This window comes from Prochlorococcus marinus str. MIT 9312, assembly GCF_000012645.1.
In the GTDB taxonomy this organism is placed as follows: Bacteria; Cyanobacteriota; Cyanobacteriia; order PCC-6307; family Cyanobiaceae; genus Prochlorococcus_A; species Prochlorococcus_A marinus_L.
Genome location: NC_007577.1, coordinates 567517 through 584398, shown reverse-complemented (window position 1 = coordinate 584398; position 16882 = coordinate 567517). Strand labels below are relative to the sequence as shown.

Genomic DNA, 16882 nt, shown 5'->3' with positions numbered 1-16882 from the left:
CTTAATAAAACTAGTCGAAAAATTTATGGTTTTCAAAAATTTTAATATTAAGTTAGCTGGAGAAATCTATTTTAACAGATCTAATAAATGCGGCTGAGAACAAATTCTGGGAGGGCCAGCAACGCTCTCTTGTACTCTGAATCAGGAAGCCAAATTATAGCTTCTTTAGAGAGCATTGCAAAATCCTCAGCTAGTTTTCTAGAACTTTCGATAGATTTAGAATTCATAATGATATTAAGAGCCTCATCTAAATCATCTTTTTCAGCAAGTTCTCTGTTTATAAGAACAGACAATTTCTTATTTTCTTCTAAGGCATATAAAACTGGCGCAGTAAGATAACCACTAGCAAGATCACTTACAGCAGGTTTTCCAAGTTGTTTATCGTTTCCAGTAAAGTCAAGTATGTCATCTACAACTTGGAAAGCCAAACCAATATTTTTGCCAAAATCGTACAGAGAGTTTAATTTTTCATCGGAAAGATCACTCAAAACTCCAGCTGCTTTACAACTGTTAGCTATTAATGATGCTGTTTTACAATAGCTTTTATTGATGTATTTGGAAAAAGATTGAGCCGAATCAAATCTATTTAAATTTTGTTTGATTTCACCTTCGGCTAAATCCATTATTACTCTACTTAGTAATTTAACTACATTTACATTATCAAGATTTGCTAAATGCCAACTTGCTTGAGCGAATAAAAAGTCACCAGCTAAAACAGCAACTCTGGTATTAAATCTACTATGAACTGTATCTACTCCTCTTCTTGTAGACGCTTCATCAACAACATCATCATGGACTAATGATGCTGTATGAATCATTTCAGTTATTTCAGCAAGCCTCTTGTGTTTATTTGTTAAACAAAATTCAGAAGATATTGCTTTTGAAATCAATAGCACTATACCAGGTCTCAGTCTCTTCCCCCCAGCACTAAAGAGATGTTCTGCTGCAGCTTGAAGAATTGGATGACCAGCTCCTATTAGATTTTTCAGTTCAAAAATAAGATCATCAAGATCATTTTCAACTGGTTGTAGTAGCTCTGTTACTGTATTCATGATTGACCTCTAATATATCTTAAAGAATCAAACATTACTTCGGAGGTTAACCAAACTAATTTCTTTATTAATTCCAAGCCAAAATTTTACTTTTTTGGAAAATTTATCTCTTTCTGAAGTAACAAAAAATTTTACATTTTCGAAAGAAAGACTCTCATAGCGGTCAGTTTTTGGAATAGCAAAAGATTCATTAAATTTTTTTATTAACGCTTCCGATGGATCAATAATTTTTATATTTGAGCTTATTTTTTTTCTCAAAAATTCATAAATTAAAGGATAATGGCTACATCCGAGTATTATTTCTTCAATATTTTTATTTAGTAGTGGTTTTAAATACAAATCCGAAAGATTATTTAACTTAATAAAATCAAGCTTTTCTCTTTCAATTTCTGATACAAATTCTGGACATTCATTTTGAAATATTTTCGAATTCTCCTTTTTAGAACTTATAGCGTTTTTGTAATATGAAGATCTAACTGTTGTTTTTGTTGCCAAGATGCCAATTATTTGTTTATTAACTATTTCTGATACTGAGTTTATAAGGTCAAAACATGGTATCTTTAAGTCATTTTCTAGAATATCTAGTGCACATGCATTTGTAGTGTTACAAGCTATTAAAAGAGCATCCAAATTCTTATCTTCAAAAAAATTACAAATCTCTTTTGCAATTAGTCTGATCTCTTCAAAATTTTTGTCCCCAAAAGGGATTCTTTTAGTGTCCGCCAAATAAAAAACTTCAACATCATTACGTGTTTTTAGTAAAGAATTGAGAATAGTAAATCCACCTATTCCACTATCAAATATACCTATTTTAAGTTTCACCCTACTTTATCTAGATATTCAAGGATGCCTTTTGCAATTGCATAAGCTAATCTTTTACGATGTGTTTTTTTTTCTAATCTTCTTGCATCTAATCTTCCTGTTAAAAACCCAATTTCTACAAGAACTGCAGGCATTCTAGTATTTTTAATTACGTAAAATCTACCTTGTTTAACTCCTCGATCAGGACTCCCAGGGGAAACTCTTAGAATTTGTTTTTGAATCTTTCTGGCGAGTAATCTACCTCTCCAACCTCTAAAGTAAAAGGTTTCCAACCCATTAATATCCTTTCTTTTACCTCTTGAGGCATTTGCATGAATACTTACAAAGATATCTGCATCAGCATTGTTAGCGAAGGAAACTCTTGGAGATAAACCCAAATCAACTTCATTTTTTCTAGTTAAAACTACTTTGACACCTTTCTCAGAAAGTAAATTTTCAACTATTTTGGAGACCTCTAGTACAACATCTGTTTCCCTAATACCGCCAATACCAATTGCCCCTGGATCAGGCCCTCCATGCCCTGGATCGATAACAACCGAAAATTTATTTTGTTTTACTTTTGGTAATTTAAAGTAATCATACTTACTTTTCTTATTATAAATAGAGTTTTGATTTGCTTGAATATTTCCTGTTCTCTTAATAACTAAACCTTCACCAATCTTTTTAAATGAATTTTTTGGGTTAAATAGCTTAATTGACCACCTATTTTGATCTAATCCAACCATTCGCCAAGTCAAAGGTTTCAAATAAGTTTCTTCCTTAAATTCAATTACTAGTCTTGTTTTACCATTATTTGGTTTACCTAATCTAATTTCTTTTATTGGACCATTACCTTTTATTATTCTGGGATTTTTTAATTCTCCGGGGAAATCAACCCAGAATCTATCGCCATATATTTGGTTCGACTTCTGAAAGTATGCTTTTAAATTTGTATTTGATTTAGTTCTTAATTCTAAAACACCATTAGTTTTGATCGCCCATGCTGCCAGAGCACTTGAAGATTTCAAAGGGAGGATTGCAGAATTTAAAAATAAAAAAACGGATATATAACGAAAAAGTTTATTATCTAAAAACTTTATCATTAGTTTGAAAACAATTTATTTTTTCTATGTTTAAGGCTTGGCATCTGCTCCCTAATCTTCTTTACTCTTTTTTTATCCGCAGGCGCTATTGCGGCCCCCTGAGTTTTCCCAGCATCAGACAAAACAGTGCCCCATGGGTCAATTACCATTGCATGGCCATGACTTTGCCTTCTTCCATAATGAACCCCAGTTTGCGCTGGAGCAACTACATATGCTGTATTCTCAATCGCTCTTGCTTGTAATAGGATTTGCCAATGATCTTTTCCAGTAAATGCTGTAAAAGCTGCGGGAATCATAATTAGCTCTGCACCATTAGAAGACAAATATCTATAAAGTTCAGGGAATCTAACGTCGTAACAAATCGATAACCCTATTTTGCATAAACCTGGGACATCTACAACAGGTGGATACTCCTCCCCAGATAAAATAGTAGATGATTCCTTATATAAATTTCCGTCTGGCAAATCAACATCGAACAAATGGATTTTGTCATATTTTGCCAAAACCTGTCCATCTCTTCCAAAGAGTGCTGATCTATTTAAAGTATGTCTATCATCACCAGCTGGAACAGGATATCCTCCTCCCAATAGAAAAACTTGATATCTCTGTGACATAGTTTTTAGGAAGTTTGTACACTTCATTGACAATTCAGGAGCTAATCTAAGTTTTTCGTCATCTTCTCCTAAAAAAGCAAAATTCTCAGGCAATCCGATTAACTCAGCACCTCTTCGAGCTGCTAATTCAATCTGTTCCTCCGCTTCAACAAAATTTGCTTCTACATTAGAAGTGCTTGTAATTTGCAATGCAGCCACCAAAAAATCAGTCAAAACAGTACTCCTAATAAACCAATTCGTAAATCATGAGGCACGAATCACACCTCTTTCAACTTGAGCAGGAACAATATCTAAGCAATCAAGTTCTGAGCAACATTTAAAATCTTCCTCATAATCACCAATACTTGTCAATCTTTTGCCATGAGTTGCTGTTTTTAAACATTTCAAAATATCATTTTTCCAAAAATTCCAGAGGGCCAAAGCAGCCTGCAATTCGTCATTTATAATTTTGACTTCAAAATCACAATTTGTTTCCAAGTATGAGGCCAAAGCACCAGCAGCTAAAGAATCCTCAAGTGAGTATGACCCTTCCCAACCACTGCCAAGTATTAGAATATTCTCAGCTTTTAGTGAAATGATTTTTTCGGCAACTGCCCTCCTATTTGGAAGACCCATAGCAAATAAATGCTTTACATGTTGAACTTTTTGGAGTGATTTAGTCCCATTTGTTGTACTCATAAAAAGTCTTTTACCATTAACAACCTCATTCGTGACTGATAAAGGAGAATTCCCCAAGTCAAAGCCCTCAATTTTCTTGCCGCCTCTCTCTCCAAGCAATAATCTCTCATCAGCATGCCACTTATTAGCAGATTCTTTCAACAACTCTAAATCAGCAAAAACTTGTATTGAGTCAGCTCCATTTTTTAAAGCCCAAGAGATTGTAGTTGTGGCTCTTAAAACATCAATTACCACTGCAATATCAGGATTTATATCTGGAACATCATTTGCAACGTGATAATAAGTAAGATTAATGATCAGATCCTTTTCTACATTTATTATAGAAAACAGTTACTTACTTTGAATATTTTTTTTTAAAAAACAAACTTATTGATAATATATATCTAATTTGTATTAATAAAAAATTTATCAAGTATTAATTTGAAAATGAATAATGTCCGCAAAATAAAAGGTGGAAGTAATTTAAAAGGAAAAATAAAAGTACCTGGAGACAAATCTATTTCTCATAGAGCCTTGATAATAGGAAGTATTGCGCAGGGTGAAACGACTATTGAGGGTTTTTTACATTCTGAAGATCCACTTTCAACCGCTGATTGTCTTAGGAAATTAGGTGTAAACATACCAGACATAAAAGAAGATGAGCCTTTTACTATCTCAGGCTTGGGTCTTGATGGAATAAAAGAGCCTAAAGAAATTCTTAATTGTGGAAATTCAGGAACCACCATGCGGTTATTAATGGGATTACTAGCCGGTCAAGAAGGTAAAAATTTTATCTTGACAGGGGACACTTCTCTTAATGAGAGGCCAATGGGTAGAGTGAACAAACCATTATCTTTGATGGGTGGCATAATTTCTGGTAGAGAAAGCGGTAATAAAGCTCCAATCTCAATTTATGGAAATAAACTTAAGGGATGTGTTATTGGAACTCCTATAGCAAGCGCTCAAGTAAAATCGGCAATATTATTGGCAGGCCTCAAAGCTTCTGGAACTACTTCTGTTATTGAGCCTGCATCTTCAAGAGATCATACTGAAAGAATGTTAAAAGCATTTGGAGCGAACATAAGTATTAGAGGAGAATTAGGAAGGAATGTAGTAATAAAGTCAGGGGGTAATTTAATTGGGCAGAGAATATTAATCCCTGGAGACATAAGCTCTGCATCCTTTTGGATGATTGCTGCATCTATTGTCCCAAATTCAGAGGTTTTAATTAAGAATGTTGGATTAAATCCCACTAGAACAGGGATATTAAATGTAATGGATTCAATGGGCTGCAATTATGAGATTTTAGATAAATCAACGATTGCAGGAGAACCTATTGGATCTATTAAAGTAAAGACCGCAAATAATTTAAGATCATTCACTATTGAAGGAGATATTCTCCCAAAACTTATAGATGAAATTCCAATCCTTACTGTGGCAGCATGTTTTTGTAATGGAGTGTCTGAAATTAAGGATGCACAGGAATTGAGATTTAAAGAAACAGACCGATTAAAAGTCATGGCAAGACAATTGAGCAAATTCGGTGCTGAAATAACAGAAAAAGAGGATGGATTAATAATTAATGGTCAATCAAAATTTCATTCTGCGGAAGTAGACAGTGAGACAGATCATCGAGTATCAATGAGTCTTGCGATAGCTTCACTTGTCGCCAAAGGTACCTCAAAAATTATGAGAGCAGATGCATCTTACGTCTCATATCCATCTTTTTGGGAAGACCTTGCCAAGTTAACTAACTAACTCAAAAAGTTTTTGTCTGAATTAATAGAAGTTTTAACAAAAGATGGGAGTTACTCTTTAAGAAGTTTATTTTTTCAAGAGAATTTCCATAGCTTATCGGGAGCATTGGAGGAAACAAAGATAAAGTTTACAGTTCCTTCTGATTTGCAAAGATTTAAAGGTAAATCTATTAATGTTTTGGACATTTGTTTTGGTTTAGGATACAATTCTGCTTCTTTATTTGATGAATTAATTAAACAAAAATCTTATTTAAATTGGTATGCTTTGGAGATTGATAAAAAGCCTCTTGAATATTCGCTCAGAAATAAATCATTCCTAGAATCGTGGGCTCCAAAAGTAAAAAAAATATTTGAATCATTGTACCAAAACGATTGCTTTGAGGATCAATATCTTAAATGTAGAATTTTGTGGGGCGATGCTAGAGAAAAAATTAATGTAATTCCTTCAGCTAAAAAATTTGATCTGATTTATTTAGATGGTTTTTCTCCCCAAAAATGCCCACAAGTTTGGACAATAGAATTCTTATCTAAGGTTGCAGAAAAGCTTAATCCTCAGGGTTATTTAATAACTTATTCTTCTTCAGCGGCAGTAAGAAAGACATTAAGAAATCTTGGTTTAGAGATTTTTACTATTAAACCGAGTTTTAATAACAGAACTTTTTGGAGTAAGGGAACTGTCGCAATAGCAAAATTTGATAAGAATAAATTGAAACCCACTTTCCATTTTGAAAAGTTATCTATCATGGAAGAGGAACATCTCTTCACTAAAGCTAGCATTCCTTATAGAGATCAACATTTAAACTCAAGTAGAGAAGATATCATTAATAAAAGATTAGATGAGCAATTATGCTCAAATCTATTACCTACAAAGAAATGGAGAAAAAAGTGGGGAATGACGAAGTCGGCCTTCAAGAGTTAGATTTATATATATATTCAAAAAAACATGTTAAGTGTTGCGATACTGGCTGCAGGTAAGGGCACTAGAATGGAAAGCTCAATACCAAAGGTTTTACATAAAATTTCTGGCAAAAGTCTTTTGCAGAGAGTAATTGATTCATGTGTTGAATTAAATCCCGATCAAATTTTTGTAATTACTGGACACAAATCCAAAGAGGTACAAGAGTCAATACCAGATAATAAAAAAATCCATTTTGTCATTCAAGAACCTCAATCAGGGACTGGTCATGCTATCCAGATACTTTGTAGAGAAGTAAAAAAAAATGAAGGAAAACTTTTAGTGCTTAATGGTGATGTTCCTCTTATAACGCCTGAGACTCTAAAAAATCTTTTAAATTTACATGATTCAAAAAACGCCGATGTTTCTTTAATAACAACAAAGAAAAAAAATCCTCATGGGTATGGAAGAGTTTTTTTGAAGGGGGATTTTATAGAGAGAATTGTTGAAGAAAAAGATTGCAATAATCAAGAACGACTTAATTTATTAATAAATGCAGGAGTTTACTGTTTCAACTGGGAAAATTTGTCAGAGATAATAAGTACTTTACAAAGTAATAATAACCAGAATGAAATTTACCTAACTGATACAGTATCTATGCTAAAGAATGCCTTAAGCCTAGAGATAGAGGATAATGGAGAGCTTCAAGGAATAAATAATAGAATACAACTTTCAAAATGCGAAGAAATTATTCAGAATTCAATTAAAGAAAAGCATATGCTTAATGGAGTAACATTTATAAATCAAGCAAGTTGTTCAATTAGTGAAGAAGCCGAGATTGGCAAAGATGTGATCATTGAGGCTAACACTCATATAAGAGGAAGTACCAAAATATTTAATAGTTGCGTTATTGGGCCAAATACTTTTATTGAAAATTCTAATATTGGATTACATTGTGAAATCTCAAATTCCACTGTTTATGATTCTCAGATAATGGATCATATAAAAGTTGGTCCCTACAGTCATATAAGACCTAAATCCAAGATTTATTCTTACAGTAAAATAGGTAATTTTGTTGAAATAAAAAATAGTCAACTAGAGGAAGAATCTAAAGTAAACCATCTAAGTTATATTGGCGATTCTATTATTGGAAGATCAACAAATATAGGGGCAGGTACTATTACTGCAAATTTTGATGGTCAGAAAAAACATCAAACAAAAATTGGCAAGAATTCCAGCATTGGAGCAAATACAGTTCTTGTTGCGCCTATTAATCTCGGGGAATCAGTGACAACTGGTGCTGGTTCAGTGATAACAAAAGACTCCAAAGATAATTCATTAGCAATCTCAAGAACTAAGCAAGTTAATATAGATAATTGGGAAAGGAAGAAACCTTGATCTAATTAATTAATTCAATAATTTTTTCAAGCTGCCAACATCTGCTCCCTTTTATAAGAATTGAATCACCTTTTTTTGTAGATTTATTAATCTCTTTAGGTACATCTTTAATATTATTTAAAACTAAAAATTTTTTGTTGTCTTTTAGATAATTAGCGTAAATTCTTTCATTTTTTTTATCGCAAATAAATAAACACTTTTCTATGTCTGAATTATTTATTAGGTTGAATATTTCTTTATGATATTTTTCAGATTCTTCACCTAATTCTTGCATACTTCCAAATATGAAAAATTGATTTCTCGGTTTTTCAAGCAGGGTTTTAATACATGCTTTTACTGACTCTGGCGAGGCATTATATGATTCATCATATATTGTTGTTTTAACTGATTTAAGAATTTTATTCCTTCCGCCTAAGCTTGCAAAATTAAACTTATTAAAACTTGAGAAATCAATCCCAAGCTCTTTAGCAACTCCATAAGCAAATAAGAAATTTGAAGCATTGTGAAATCCCCCAAATGAAATTTCAAAGGTATTTTCTTGAATTGAAATTGTTTTATTCGAAGGATTATAAAATCCTCGCAAATTATCATCTTTTTTAAAACGCTCATTTTGATTTTCTATATTTAATAGTTCTACTTTTATTACTCTACCTTTCCAGAATTCTTTTAAAGTTTCCTCTAGTAATGAATCATTTGCTGGAATTATTACAACTCCTTTGGGATTTAAGAACTTACTAATTTCACACTTTGCATAAGTAATATTCTTTTTCGAGCCTAACAATCCAATATGAGCTGTCCCAATGTTAGTAATAACTGCAATATCGGGTTCACTATATTTAGATAAATTCTCGATTTGTCCAAGACCTCTCATTCCCATCTCAAGAACTAAAACTTTATCTTCTACATCTGTATCAAGAATAGTAAGACCAACTCCAATCTCATTATTGAAATTTGAATAGGATAGTTTTATTCTTCCAAGTTTCTTTAAAACTTCACCCATCATTTCTTTTGTTGTTGTTTTACCAACTGAACCAGTTATTGCAACTATAGGGATATTTAATTTTTTTCTTTTTAGCAATGCTAATTTCTGAAATGCCTCTAATGTGTCATTTACAACCCAACAAGGGAAATCAATAGGGAGTGATTTTTGCATCCCTTTTTTAATGACTACTGATTTAACTCCTTTCTTTAAAACCTCTGAAAGAAAACTATGTCCATCAAAATCCTTACCCTTAATAGCTATAAAAAGATCATCTTTTAATATAGTTCTACTATCAATACTTATATTTTTAAAATTTAAAAAGTCTTCCCCCCCCTCTTTCAGATTTTTAATATCCCCCAAAACATTTTTCAATTCTGATAAAGAGAATTCCATTAAAATATTAAGTCATCCTTTTTTTAATGATGGATCAGCAGATTGTCCATAAGAGAACTTTTCAACTTCAGCAACATCTGGTGATGGTTCCTTTATTCCGCAAACATCTTTATACATCATTTCGTATTCGAGTGCTGATCTTTGCCAACTGAACTCTTGGCTCATAGCTCTTTTTTGTAATAATTCCCAACTATCTTTATGTCTAAATGCTTCCCAAGACCTCACCAAAGAAGTATAGAAATCTATAGGCTCAAAGCGATCAAAGCAAAAACCTGTCCCGCTATTATTTTCAGGGTCATGAGGCAAAACTGTGTCAACCAACCCTCCAACTCGTCTTACTATTGGAACAGAGCCATACCTCATGGCGAGCAGTTGACTAATACCACAAGGTTCGAATCTACTTGGCATTAAGAATGCATCAGACCCCCCATATATAAGTCTTGATAAAGAATCATCATAGGTAAGGAATACTGAAAATCTTCCCGGGTAATCTAATGCCAGTTGCCATAATCCTGACTCTAAATATCTATCTCCAGTTCCTAAAACAGCTATTTGCGAATCTGTATATGCTAAAAGTCTTCTTGAAACTTGTAAAAGTAAATCAACTCCTTTCTGATCAACCAACCTACTAACCATACCTAAAAGATATTTTTTAGGATTAACTTCAAGACCCATTTCTCTCTGAAGAATTTTCTTATTTTCTGTCCTATTTTTTAAATTATTGATACTAAATTTGGCAGGCAAAACTGGATCTTTGGCTGGATTCCATTCATCTAGATCTATGCCATTAAGAATTCCCCGTAATTTTCCCGATATATAATTTAGTAATCCTTCAAGGCTTTCCCCATATTCATGGGTTTTGATTTCATCAGCATAAGTTGGAGAAACAGCATTTACTCTATCTGCGTACAACATAGCCGCAGCCATTGTGTGGTCTCCATGCATATACCAAGGACACCAAGTCATTTTTTCTAATTTCCATCTCCAAGGCCCTTGGTATTTTAAATTATGAATCGTAAAAACAGTGCTAATTTCAGGGTCCTGATGCATCCATACTGGAATCATTCCAGTGTGCCAATCATGGCAATGAAGAACTTGAGGTTTCCAACAATTCCAAGCAAATTCGGAAGTAGCACTAGCAAAAAATGTAAAGCGCCAATCTTCATTCTCTCCTCCATATATTTGGTCAGAGTCAAATATTGGATGCCCAACTAGGTAAATCACATAATTATGTATTGGATGTTTTGCTTCATACACAGCAAAATCAGTCCCCATAGTATTTGCTCTGAAGACTGGTTCATTCGATACCTCCAAAAGACTCCACAATTTACCATAGCCTGGAATTATTACCCTTACATCGTGACCAAGTTTTATCAAAGATGGAGGCAAAGAACCGACTACATCTCCCATTCCACCAACTTTGATCATTGGAGCACATTCAGCAGCGGCAAGAAGAATTCTCATTGATAGTTATAAAAAAGTTCTTTTGAAAAAATCAACTAGGGAGTCCACTTATAGTCTGAAAAATCAGGTGAACGTTTTTCAAGAAAGGAATCTCTTCCTTCTTGAGCTTCTTTAGTCGAATAAAATAATTGAGTTGTGTATCCAGATAATTCTTGAATACCAGCAATTCCATCATTTTCCGCATTAAATGAAGCTTTAAGAATACGAATAGCAGTTGGACTATTTCGTAAAATCTCTCTTGCCCAGATTACACCCTGAGCTTCTAATTCTTCAATCTTTGTAATTGCATTTATCAAGCCCATGTCTAGAGCTTCCTTGGAATTATATTTTCTACATAAAAACCAAATTTCCTTTGCTTTTCTTTGACCAACAAGTCTAGCTAAATAACTAGAACCAAATCCGGCATCAAAGCTACCAACTCTTGGACCTGTTTGACCAAATATTGCATTTTCTGAAGCGATGCTAAGATCACAAATCAAATGAAGAACCTGACCTCCTCCAATTGCATAACCAGGAACTAATGCGATAACCACTTTGGGCAAACTTCTAATTAATCTTTGTAATTCCAGTACATTTAATCTTTGCTTCCCTTCATCATTTTTATATCCATTCTCACCTCTAACACTCTGATCGCCTCCAGAGCAAAAAGAATAAATACCTTTCTTATCGGGGCCTGCACCAGTAAAAAGAACTACTCCAATAGTTTCATCATTTCTCACAATATTAAATGCCTCAATAAGCTCATCTACAGTTTGAGGTCTGAATGCATTTCTTTTCTCGGGTCGATTAATTGCGATTCGCGCAATTCCCTCATCTGATTTATGAAACAATATATCCTCATAAGATTTATATTGTGACCAATTTAAAGTAGTTTTCCCAGGTAAGACTTTCATGAAACCTAATTATTCAAAAATAGAAAATAAAAAAAATTAACTGCCAATTATTTTTTCTAACAGGGCATTTTTGTCACTAATTTCATTCTCCGGATCGATATCAACTTTAATTATTACAGATTCCCGAATAGAAATGCTCCATTCGAATGCCTCTCGTAATTTTTTAAAATTTGTCACACTTTTAAAGTTTACTTGATAGCCTTCCGCGAGTTTTTTCCAGTTTATTTCTTTAGGCATAAGAAATAGTTTTTTTAATTCATCTTCTTTTAGATTGTCCTTATAAAGACGGTTAAATATATTACCTCCATTATTATTTATTAATAAAATTGTTAAATTTAAGTCGATTGAATTTTCAATAAGCCAGCCATTTAAATCATGAACAAAAGCCAAATCTCCAGTAACAAGAAGTAGAGGGTTTTTTATTCTAGATATTCCTAATGCAAGTGATAAAGTACCGTCGATTCCAGAAGCTCCTCTAAAGCTGAAACAATTTCTTGTTAAAGTACCATTCTCAGAAAATGTAAGCCAGTCTCTAATTGGGCTACTAGCGGAGAGCATTATTGGATTTTCAGCTGGCCAAAGTTTTGGAACAAGATTTGCAAGCTTATACTCAGTAATTTGATTATCATTAGTAATTTTCTCTTTTAAAATTTTTTTAATTTGCTCACCTTCCTCCATTAGATCAATGGCTAACGGAGTAAGAGACTTTGTGTTTATTTTGTTAATTGATAATTCTGCTAATAATAGAGTAATAAAATTTAATAGTCCAAAATCATATTCAAATGATTTTTTTATAGGGTCCAATTTTCGATAGTTTTTTTCTTTAATAAGAATTTGTATCCCTTCGAAGGTTGTTAAAAAATCCTCCAAATCAATTGAGGATGACATAGGGCCAAGTCTCAAAAGTTGATGACAATTGATTAAATTCTTATTTTTTCGTAAGACTAATTCCCAATTTACAACTAACCCTCTCAAGTCAGAATAAACACATGAAACAGGATCAGCAAATACTGGCCAACCAGTAATTGCTTGTAATTTTTCTAAAGATTTATTGAAAGAAGATAACTCATTTATCGAGCCTTGATAGGGACCTACCAAAATAATGCCAGATTCATCTAAATTTAAATTTTCTAAAATTTCTAAGAATTTGTTTTTATTAGACTTTATTTCAACTTCCTGAAAGACATATTTTTTCTTTAAATAAATTCTCTCAAAAACCTCTAAAACATTTTTTTTATTTAAAAAAGAAATACCTAAAGGCTTATCAATAGGAATATTTAAATGAATAGGACCAGGGAAGGTGGATATTTGTTTCTCAGTAATTTGCACTAAATTTAAGATTTCATTTTCTTGTGTTTCATGAAGTCCATTTAGATTTGTACTTAAAACTCTTCTGCAGACTGAACTCAAGAAATCTTCTTGATTTACTGTTTGATTAGCCCCACAATCTTTTAATCTTAGAGGCCTATCAGCAGTAAGAAATATAATACCTTTACAAGATCTGTCAGCCTCAACTGCTGCTGGCAATAAATTACTTACGGCAGTTCCGGAAGTGGTAATAACTAAAGAAAGATTACCTGATGCAGCAGAAATCCCAAGAGAGTGGAATCCAGCAGATCTCTCATCTATTGAATTAAAAATATTTACCAGTCCTAATTTATTTAATTCTCCAGCAGCTATTGCTAAAGGCGCTGATCTACTACCAGGACATACTATTAAATTTTGAACTCCTATTTTTATAAGAAGATTTAAAAGTTGTAAACTTCTAAGAAAATTTTTGCATTCAATAGATGATGTCATAATTTATATAAATGCTTTGGGATTTTTCCTTATAATTGAATTAAATAAAACATGTCTAGAACTGAAGAAAAAAGAAATTCAATAATAAAGGATTTAAAAAATCTTTTAATTTGGATATCTATTGCTTTAATTATACGATGGCAGGTTATAGAGCCAAGATGGATTCCATCCGGTTCAATGCTTCCAACTCTTCAAATACAAGATAAAATTCTTGTTGAGAAAGTAACCCCTAAAATCACATCCAAATCAAATCTTTCAAAATTAAAGAATAAAATAGTTGTTTTTAATGTTCCGGATCAATTAATTAATGCTGGTTATGAAGCAGATACTGCATTAATAAAAAGAGTAATTGGAATACCTGGAGATAAAGTAGAAGTAAGAGACGGTTACCTTTACTTAAATGATATCGCTCAAGAAAATTACGTTTTTGACAAAAATATAAATTATTCTATAGGACCTTTTATTGTTCCAGAAAAGTCTTTATGGGTGATGGGAGATAACAGAAACAATAGTATGGACTCTCATATTTGGGGGTTTTTACCCTATGAAAAGATTATTGGTAAAGCTATTTTTAGATATTGGCCTTTTAATAAAATTGGACCTATTCGGTTCCCTACCCTTAATAATTTAGATTAATGGGTACGTGATGTTGTAGGGTTTTTATATCTTGAAGTTGTAGAAATGTTTAATCCAGAATTTCTTGCTACTGAAAATAATGATCCAAATGATGAGAATGATTTAATCCAATATTTACAAAAACAATCTCCAGAAGTTTTGCAAAGAATAGCAAAATCAGCTAGTGAAGATATTCAAGAAATTATTAGACATAATGTTCAAGGTCTTCTTGGAATGCTTCCTTCAGATCAATTTGATGTGAAAATAACATCTTCAAAAGACAACATTGCCAATTTATTATCTTCAGCAATGATGACAGGATATTTCTTAAGACAAATGGAGCAAAGAAAAGAGCTGGAACAAACTCTTAAAAATGATGAAAATATGTCGATTGAAGAATAATAAGTTTTTAGAGATTAACTTTTTCAGGAATTATTCCTAGTTCAAACAACTTTTTATATAAACCCATTAAAAATTTATTATCCTCTGGTAGTTTGTCCCACTTTTGGGAATTAATTTCATTAATTAAATTTTGACAATCTTCTTTTGTAAATTTTATGGGTGCCGTAAAATGAGCTGGAATTAAATATTCCATATCTTCATAAGACTTGATATTTTCGAACCATTTAAGTAACACTTCTTTTGAACGCGGAAAAATTAATTTCTGTAAAACTGGTGCAATTTGAATCTTAGGAATATCTTTACCCATAATTTCAACGAGAGAGGATTCCCAATCTTCATCCCATAAAAAGGGATAAATCCCGAAATGAGATCTCCAATTTCTAAGATCTTTTTTGAATGAATACTTAAATATTTCTTTTAAAGGTGGAATATTTAATTTACCTGGTTTCAAAAAAGATGAAAATAAAACTAACCTTTTCCATCCTTTTTTTCTTTGTTCGATGGAGTCAATCAAAGGTTCATCTCCTCTCTCTCTAGAATGAAAAAGAAGTGGAGTTGGATCAAAATTAAATATCTCAGGTGGAGTGGAGTCTATTCCAACTATTGCGTCTGTTACGTGAAGAGTTTTCGTAGAATAATGAAAACAGCTTATCTCCTGATATCTTCCAAGTCCTAAATTCAATGGGCCTAATGAAGACCATTTAAAGGAATCTGTATGTGGAGTCCCTTCCTCAAAAAGTATTCTTGTTCTTTTTGATGGAATTCCTAAAAAATCTAGTGGTAGATTAATGGGGAAACTCCATTGTCCAGGACAAAGCCAAATTTCTGCATCTCTAAAGATTCTTGAAAGAGCTGGAAGTCCGATTTTATGTTCTAGTCCAGAGGCACTTGGGAGAATTATTGTTTTTACCTTGCCGTGAATCGCAATTAATTTTTCTAATTCATTTATTAATTCTTTTGTCGGAGGTAGAGGATTTATTAGCATCAATCCATTATCAACCTTTATCACCGTCATTCTTATTGGAACGGCAACATAATAAAGGCCCTGTATTTGTTCCAAAGACCATATTTGATCAGGAATTAATTCTCTTAAAATTGTTTTCTTTTTTCCATATGGATATAAAGGAAATAATGGCCACCAATACCACTTTTTATTTAAAATTTCTTCTTCCATTATCGTTTAGACCCAGCAAATAATTTTTTAAACTTGAATATTCCATATCTCGGAGCGAATAAAAAAGCAAATAAAAATATAAAAGTTTGGGCTAAGACTATAGAACCTCCGGTTTCAAGATCGAACCAAAAACTACAATAGATACCTATCACACTAGAGATAATGGCGCTTATTACTGAAATAATGGTCATATTATCAAATTGATCAGTAAGTAAGTATGCCGTAGCCCCTGGAGTTATCAACATTGCAACTACCAATATTATTCCAACCGTCTGCAAACCAACAACGGCCGCTAAAGATAAGCAGGTAAGAAGCAAATAATGCAGGAAATGGACATTAATTCCTACAGTTTTTGCGTGTCTAGGATCAAAACAGTAAAGCATTAAATCTTTCCTGAAAACTGATAAAAGTATTACTACCAACAAAGAAATCAATACCGTTTGCTTCACATCAGATAGTGATATACCTAATGGACTTCCAAAAAGAATAGAGTGGAGATCAATATTACTTTTAATCTTAGAAACCAAAACTATTCCAAGAGCAAAAAAGCCTGTAAAGACTAACCCAATAACAGTATCTTCCTTAACTCTCGATTTTTGTTTAACAAATCCTATAAGTGCTACAGAACCTACTCCGAATATAAATGCACCCAATGAGAATGGTAATCCCAAAGCATAAGCCACAACAACTCCAGGCATTACTGAATGTGATACGGCATCCCCCATTAAAGCCCAACCTTTGAGAGTTAAATAACTAGATAAAAAACCACAAACAGCAGCAACTAAAGAGCTCATAAATAAAGCTTTTCTCATAAAATCATGAGTTAAAGGATCTGTTAAGAATGAATTTATACTAGAGAATAAACAGAACTCCATAAATAAT

Annotated in this window: 16 protein-coding genes; 5 read left to right on the top strand and 11 right to left on the bottom strand. The window is 32.6% G+C overall.

Annotated features, from left to right (window positions below; genetic code table 11):
* Positions 1-80: 80 nt before the first annotated feature.
* From sds to PMT9312_RS03150, 5 genes are read right to left on the bottom strand one after another with little or no spacing between them, the layout of a single operon-like run.
* Positions 81-1052, bottom strand: a complete 972-nt coding sequence (sds, locus tag PMT9312_RS03170; protein WP_011376174.1) for a solanesyl diphosphate synthase — start codon at positions 1050-1052, stop codon at positions 81-83.
* A 27-nt stretch (positions 1053-1079) separates the two neighbouring features.
* Positions 1080-1874 carry a glutamate racemase gene (gene murI, locus PMT9312_RS03165; RefSeq protein ID WP_011376173.1) on the bottom strand — a complete coding sequence of 265 codons (795 nt, stop codon included), beginning with the start codon at positions 1872-1874 and terminating at the stop codon, positions 1080-1082.
* The gene (locus PMT9312_RS03160) at positions 1871-2956 is read right to left on the bottom strand and encodes an N-acetylmuramoyl-L-alanine amidase (protein ID WP_011376172.1); all 1086 of its coding nucleotides are present in this window, start codon (positions 2954-2956) and stop codon (positions 1871-1873) included. The genes murI and PMT9312_RS03160 overlap by 4 nt, the downstream gene beginning before the upstream one ends.
* Positions 2956-3783 (bottom strand): carbon-nitrogen hydrolase family protein, encoded by an 828-nt coding sequence (locus tag PMT9312_RS03155; RefSeq protein ID WP_011376171.1) that lies wholly within the window; start codon positions 3781-3783, stop codon positions 2956-2958. Before PMT9312_RS03155 ends, PMT9312_RS03160 begins: the two co-directional genes overlap by 1 nt.
* 30 nt (positions 3784-3813) lie before the next feature.
* The gene (locus tag PMT9312_RS03150; protein ID WP_036924609.1) at positions 3814-4542 is read right to left on the bottom strand and encodes a 2-phosphosulfolactate phosphatase family protein; all 729 of its coding nucleotides are present in this window, start codon (positions 4540-4542) and stop codon (positions 3814-3816) included.
* A gap of 132 nt (positions 4543-4674) precedes the next feature.
* Here PMT9312_RS03150 and aroA point away from each other — a divergent pair, with 132 nt between their 5' ends.
* Genes aroA through glmU form a run of 3 tightly spaced genes read left to right on the top strand, consistent with a single transcriptional unit; the run spans position 4675 to position 8277 of the window.
* The gene (gene aroA, locus PMT9312_RS03145; protein ID WP_011376169.1) at positions 4675-5985 is read left to right on the top strand and encodes a 3-phosphoshikimate 1-carboxyvinyltransferase; all 1311 of its coding nucleotides are present in this window, start codon (positions 4675-4677) and stop codon (positions 5983-5985) included.
* Between the two features lie 12 nt (positions 5986-5997).
* The gene (locus PMT9312_RS03140; RefSeq protein ID WP_011376168.1) at positions 5998-6903 is read left to right on the top strand and encodes a tRNA (5-methylaminomethyl-2-thiouridine)(34)-methyltransferase MnmD; all 906 of its coding nucleotides are present in this window, start codon (positions 5998-6000) and stop codon (positions 6901-6903) included.
* A gap of 24 nt (positions 6904-6927) precedes the next feature.
* Positions 6928-8277, top strand: a complete 1350-nt coding sequence (gene glmU / locus PMT9312_RS03135; RefSeq protein ID WP_011376167.1) for a bifunctional UDP-N-acetylglucosamine diphosphorylase/glucosamine-1-phosphate N-acetyltransferase GlmU — start codon at positions 6928-6930, stop codon at positions 8275-8277.
* Position 8278: 1 nt separating this feature from the next.
* Here glmU and PMT9312_RS03130 read toward each other — a convergent pair whose 3' ends face one another.
* Genes PMT9312_RS03130 through menD form a run of 4 tightly spaced genes read right to left on the bottom strand, consistent with a single transcriptional unit; the run spans position 8279 to position 13809 of the window.
* On the bottom strand, positions 8279-9652 hold the full coding sequence (locus tag PMT9312_RS03130; RefSeq protein ID WP_011376166.1) for a UDP-N-acetylmuramoyl-tripeptide--D-alanyl-D-alanine ligase: 1374 nt from the start codon (positions 9650-9652) through the stop codon (positions 8279-8281).
* A 12-nt stretch (positions 9653-9664) separates the two neighbouring features.
* On the bottom strand, positions 9665-11116 hold the full coding sequence (glgA, locus tag PMT9312_RS03125) for a glycogen synthase GlgA (protein WP_011376165.1): 1452 nt from the start codon (positions 11114-11116) through the stop codon (positions 9665-9667).
* Between the two features lie 35 nt (positions 11117-11151).
* Entirely contained in the window at positions 11152-12009 is an 858-nt protein-coding gene (gene menB / locus PMT9312_RS03120) for a 1,4-dihydroxy-2-naphthoyl-CoA synthase (RefSeq protein ID WP_011376164.1), read from the bottom strand.
* Between the two features lie 36 nt (positions 12010-12045).
* The gene (gene menD, locus PMT9312_RS03115) at positions 12046-13809 is read right to left on the bottom strand and encodes a 2-succinyl-5-enolpyruvyl-6-hydroxy-3-cyclohexene-1-carboxylic-acid synthase (protein WP_011376163.1); all 1764 of its coding nucleotides are present in this window, start codon (positions 13807-13809) and stop codon (positions 12046-12048) included.
* A 51-nt stretch (positions 13810-13860) separates the two neighbouring features.
* Here menD and lepB point away from each other — a divergent pair, with 51 nt between their 5' ends.
* Both lepB and PMT9312_RS03105 read left to right on the top strand, forming a co-directional pair.
* A complete protein-coding gene (lepB, locus tag PMT9312_RS03110; RefSeq protein WP_011376162.1) occupies positions 13861-14445 on the top strand; it encodes a signal peptidase I in 585 nt (194 codons plus the stop codon).
* A 45-nt stretch (positions 14446-14490) separates the two neighbouring features.
* Positions 14491-14826: a DUF760 domain-containing protein gene (locus tag PMT9312_RS03105; RefSeq protein WP_011376161.1), complete on the top strand. Its 336-nt coding sequence runs from the start codon at positions 14491-14493 to the stop codon at positions 14824-14826.
* A gap of 7 nt (positions 14827-14833) precedes the next feature.
* Here PMT9312_RS03105 and PMT9312_RS03100 read toward each other — a convergent pair whose 3' ends face one another.
* Positions 14834-16000 (bottom strand): DUF4336 domain-containing protein, encoded by a 1167-nt coding sequence (locus PMT9312_RS03100; protein ID WP_011376160.1) that lies wholly within the window; start codon positions 15998-16000, stop codon positions 14834-14836.
* Positions 16000-16875, bottom strand: coding sequence for a metal ABC transporter permease (locus PMT9312_RS03095; protein WP_011376159.1), 876 nt, complete (start codon positions 16873-16875; stop codon positions 16000-16002). The genes PMT9312_RS03100 and PMT9312_RS03095 overlap by 1 nt, the downstream gene beginning before the upstream one ends.
* Positions 16876-16882: the final 7 nt, after the last annotated feature.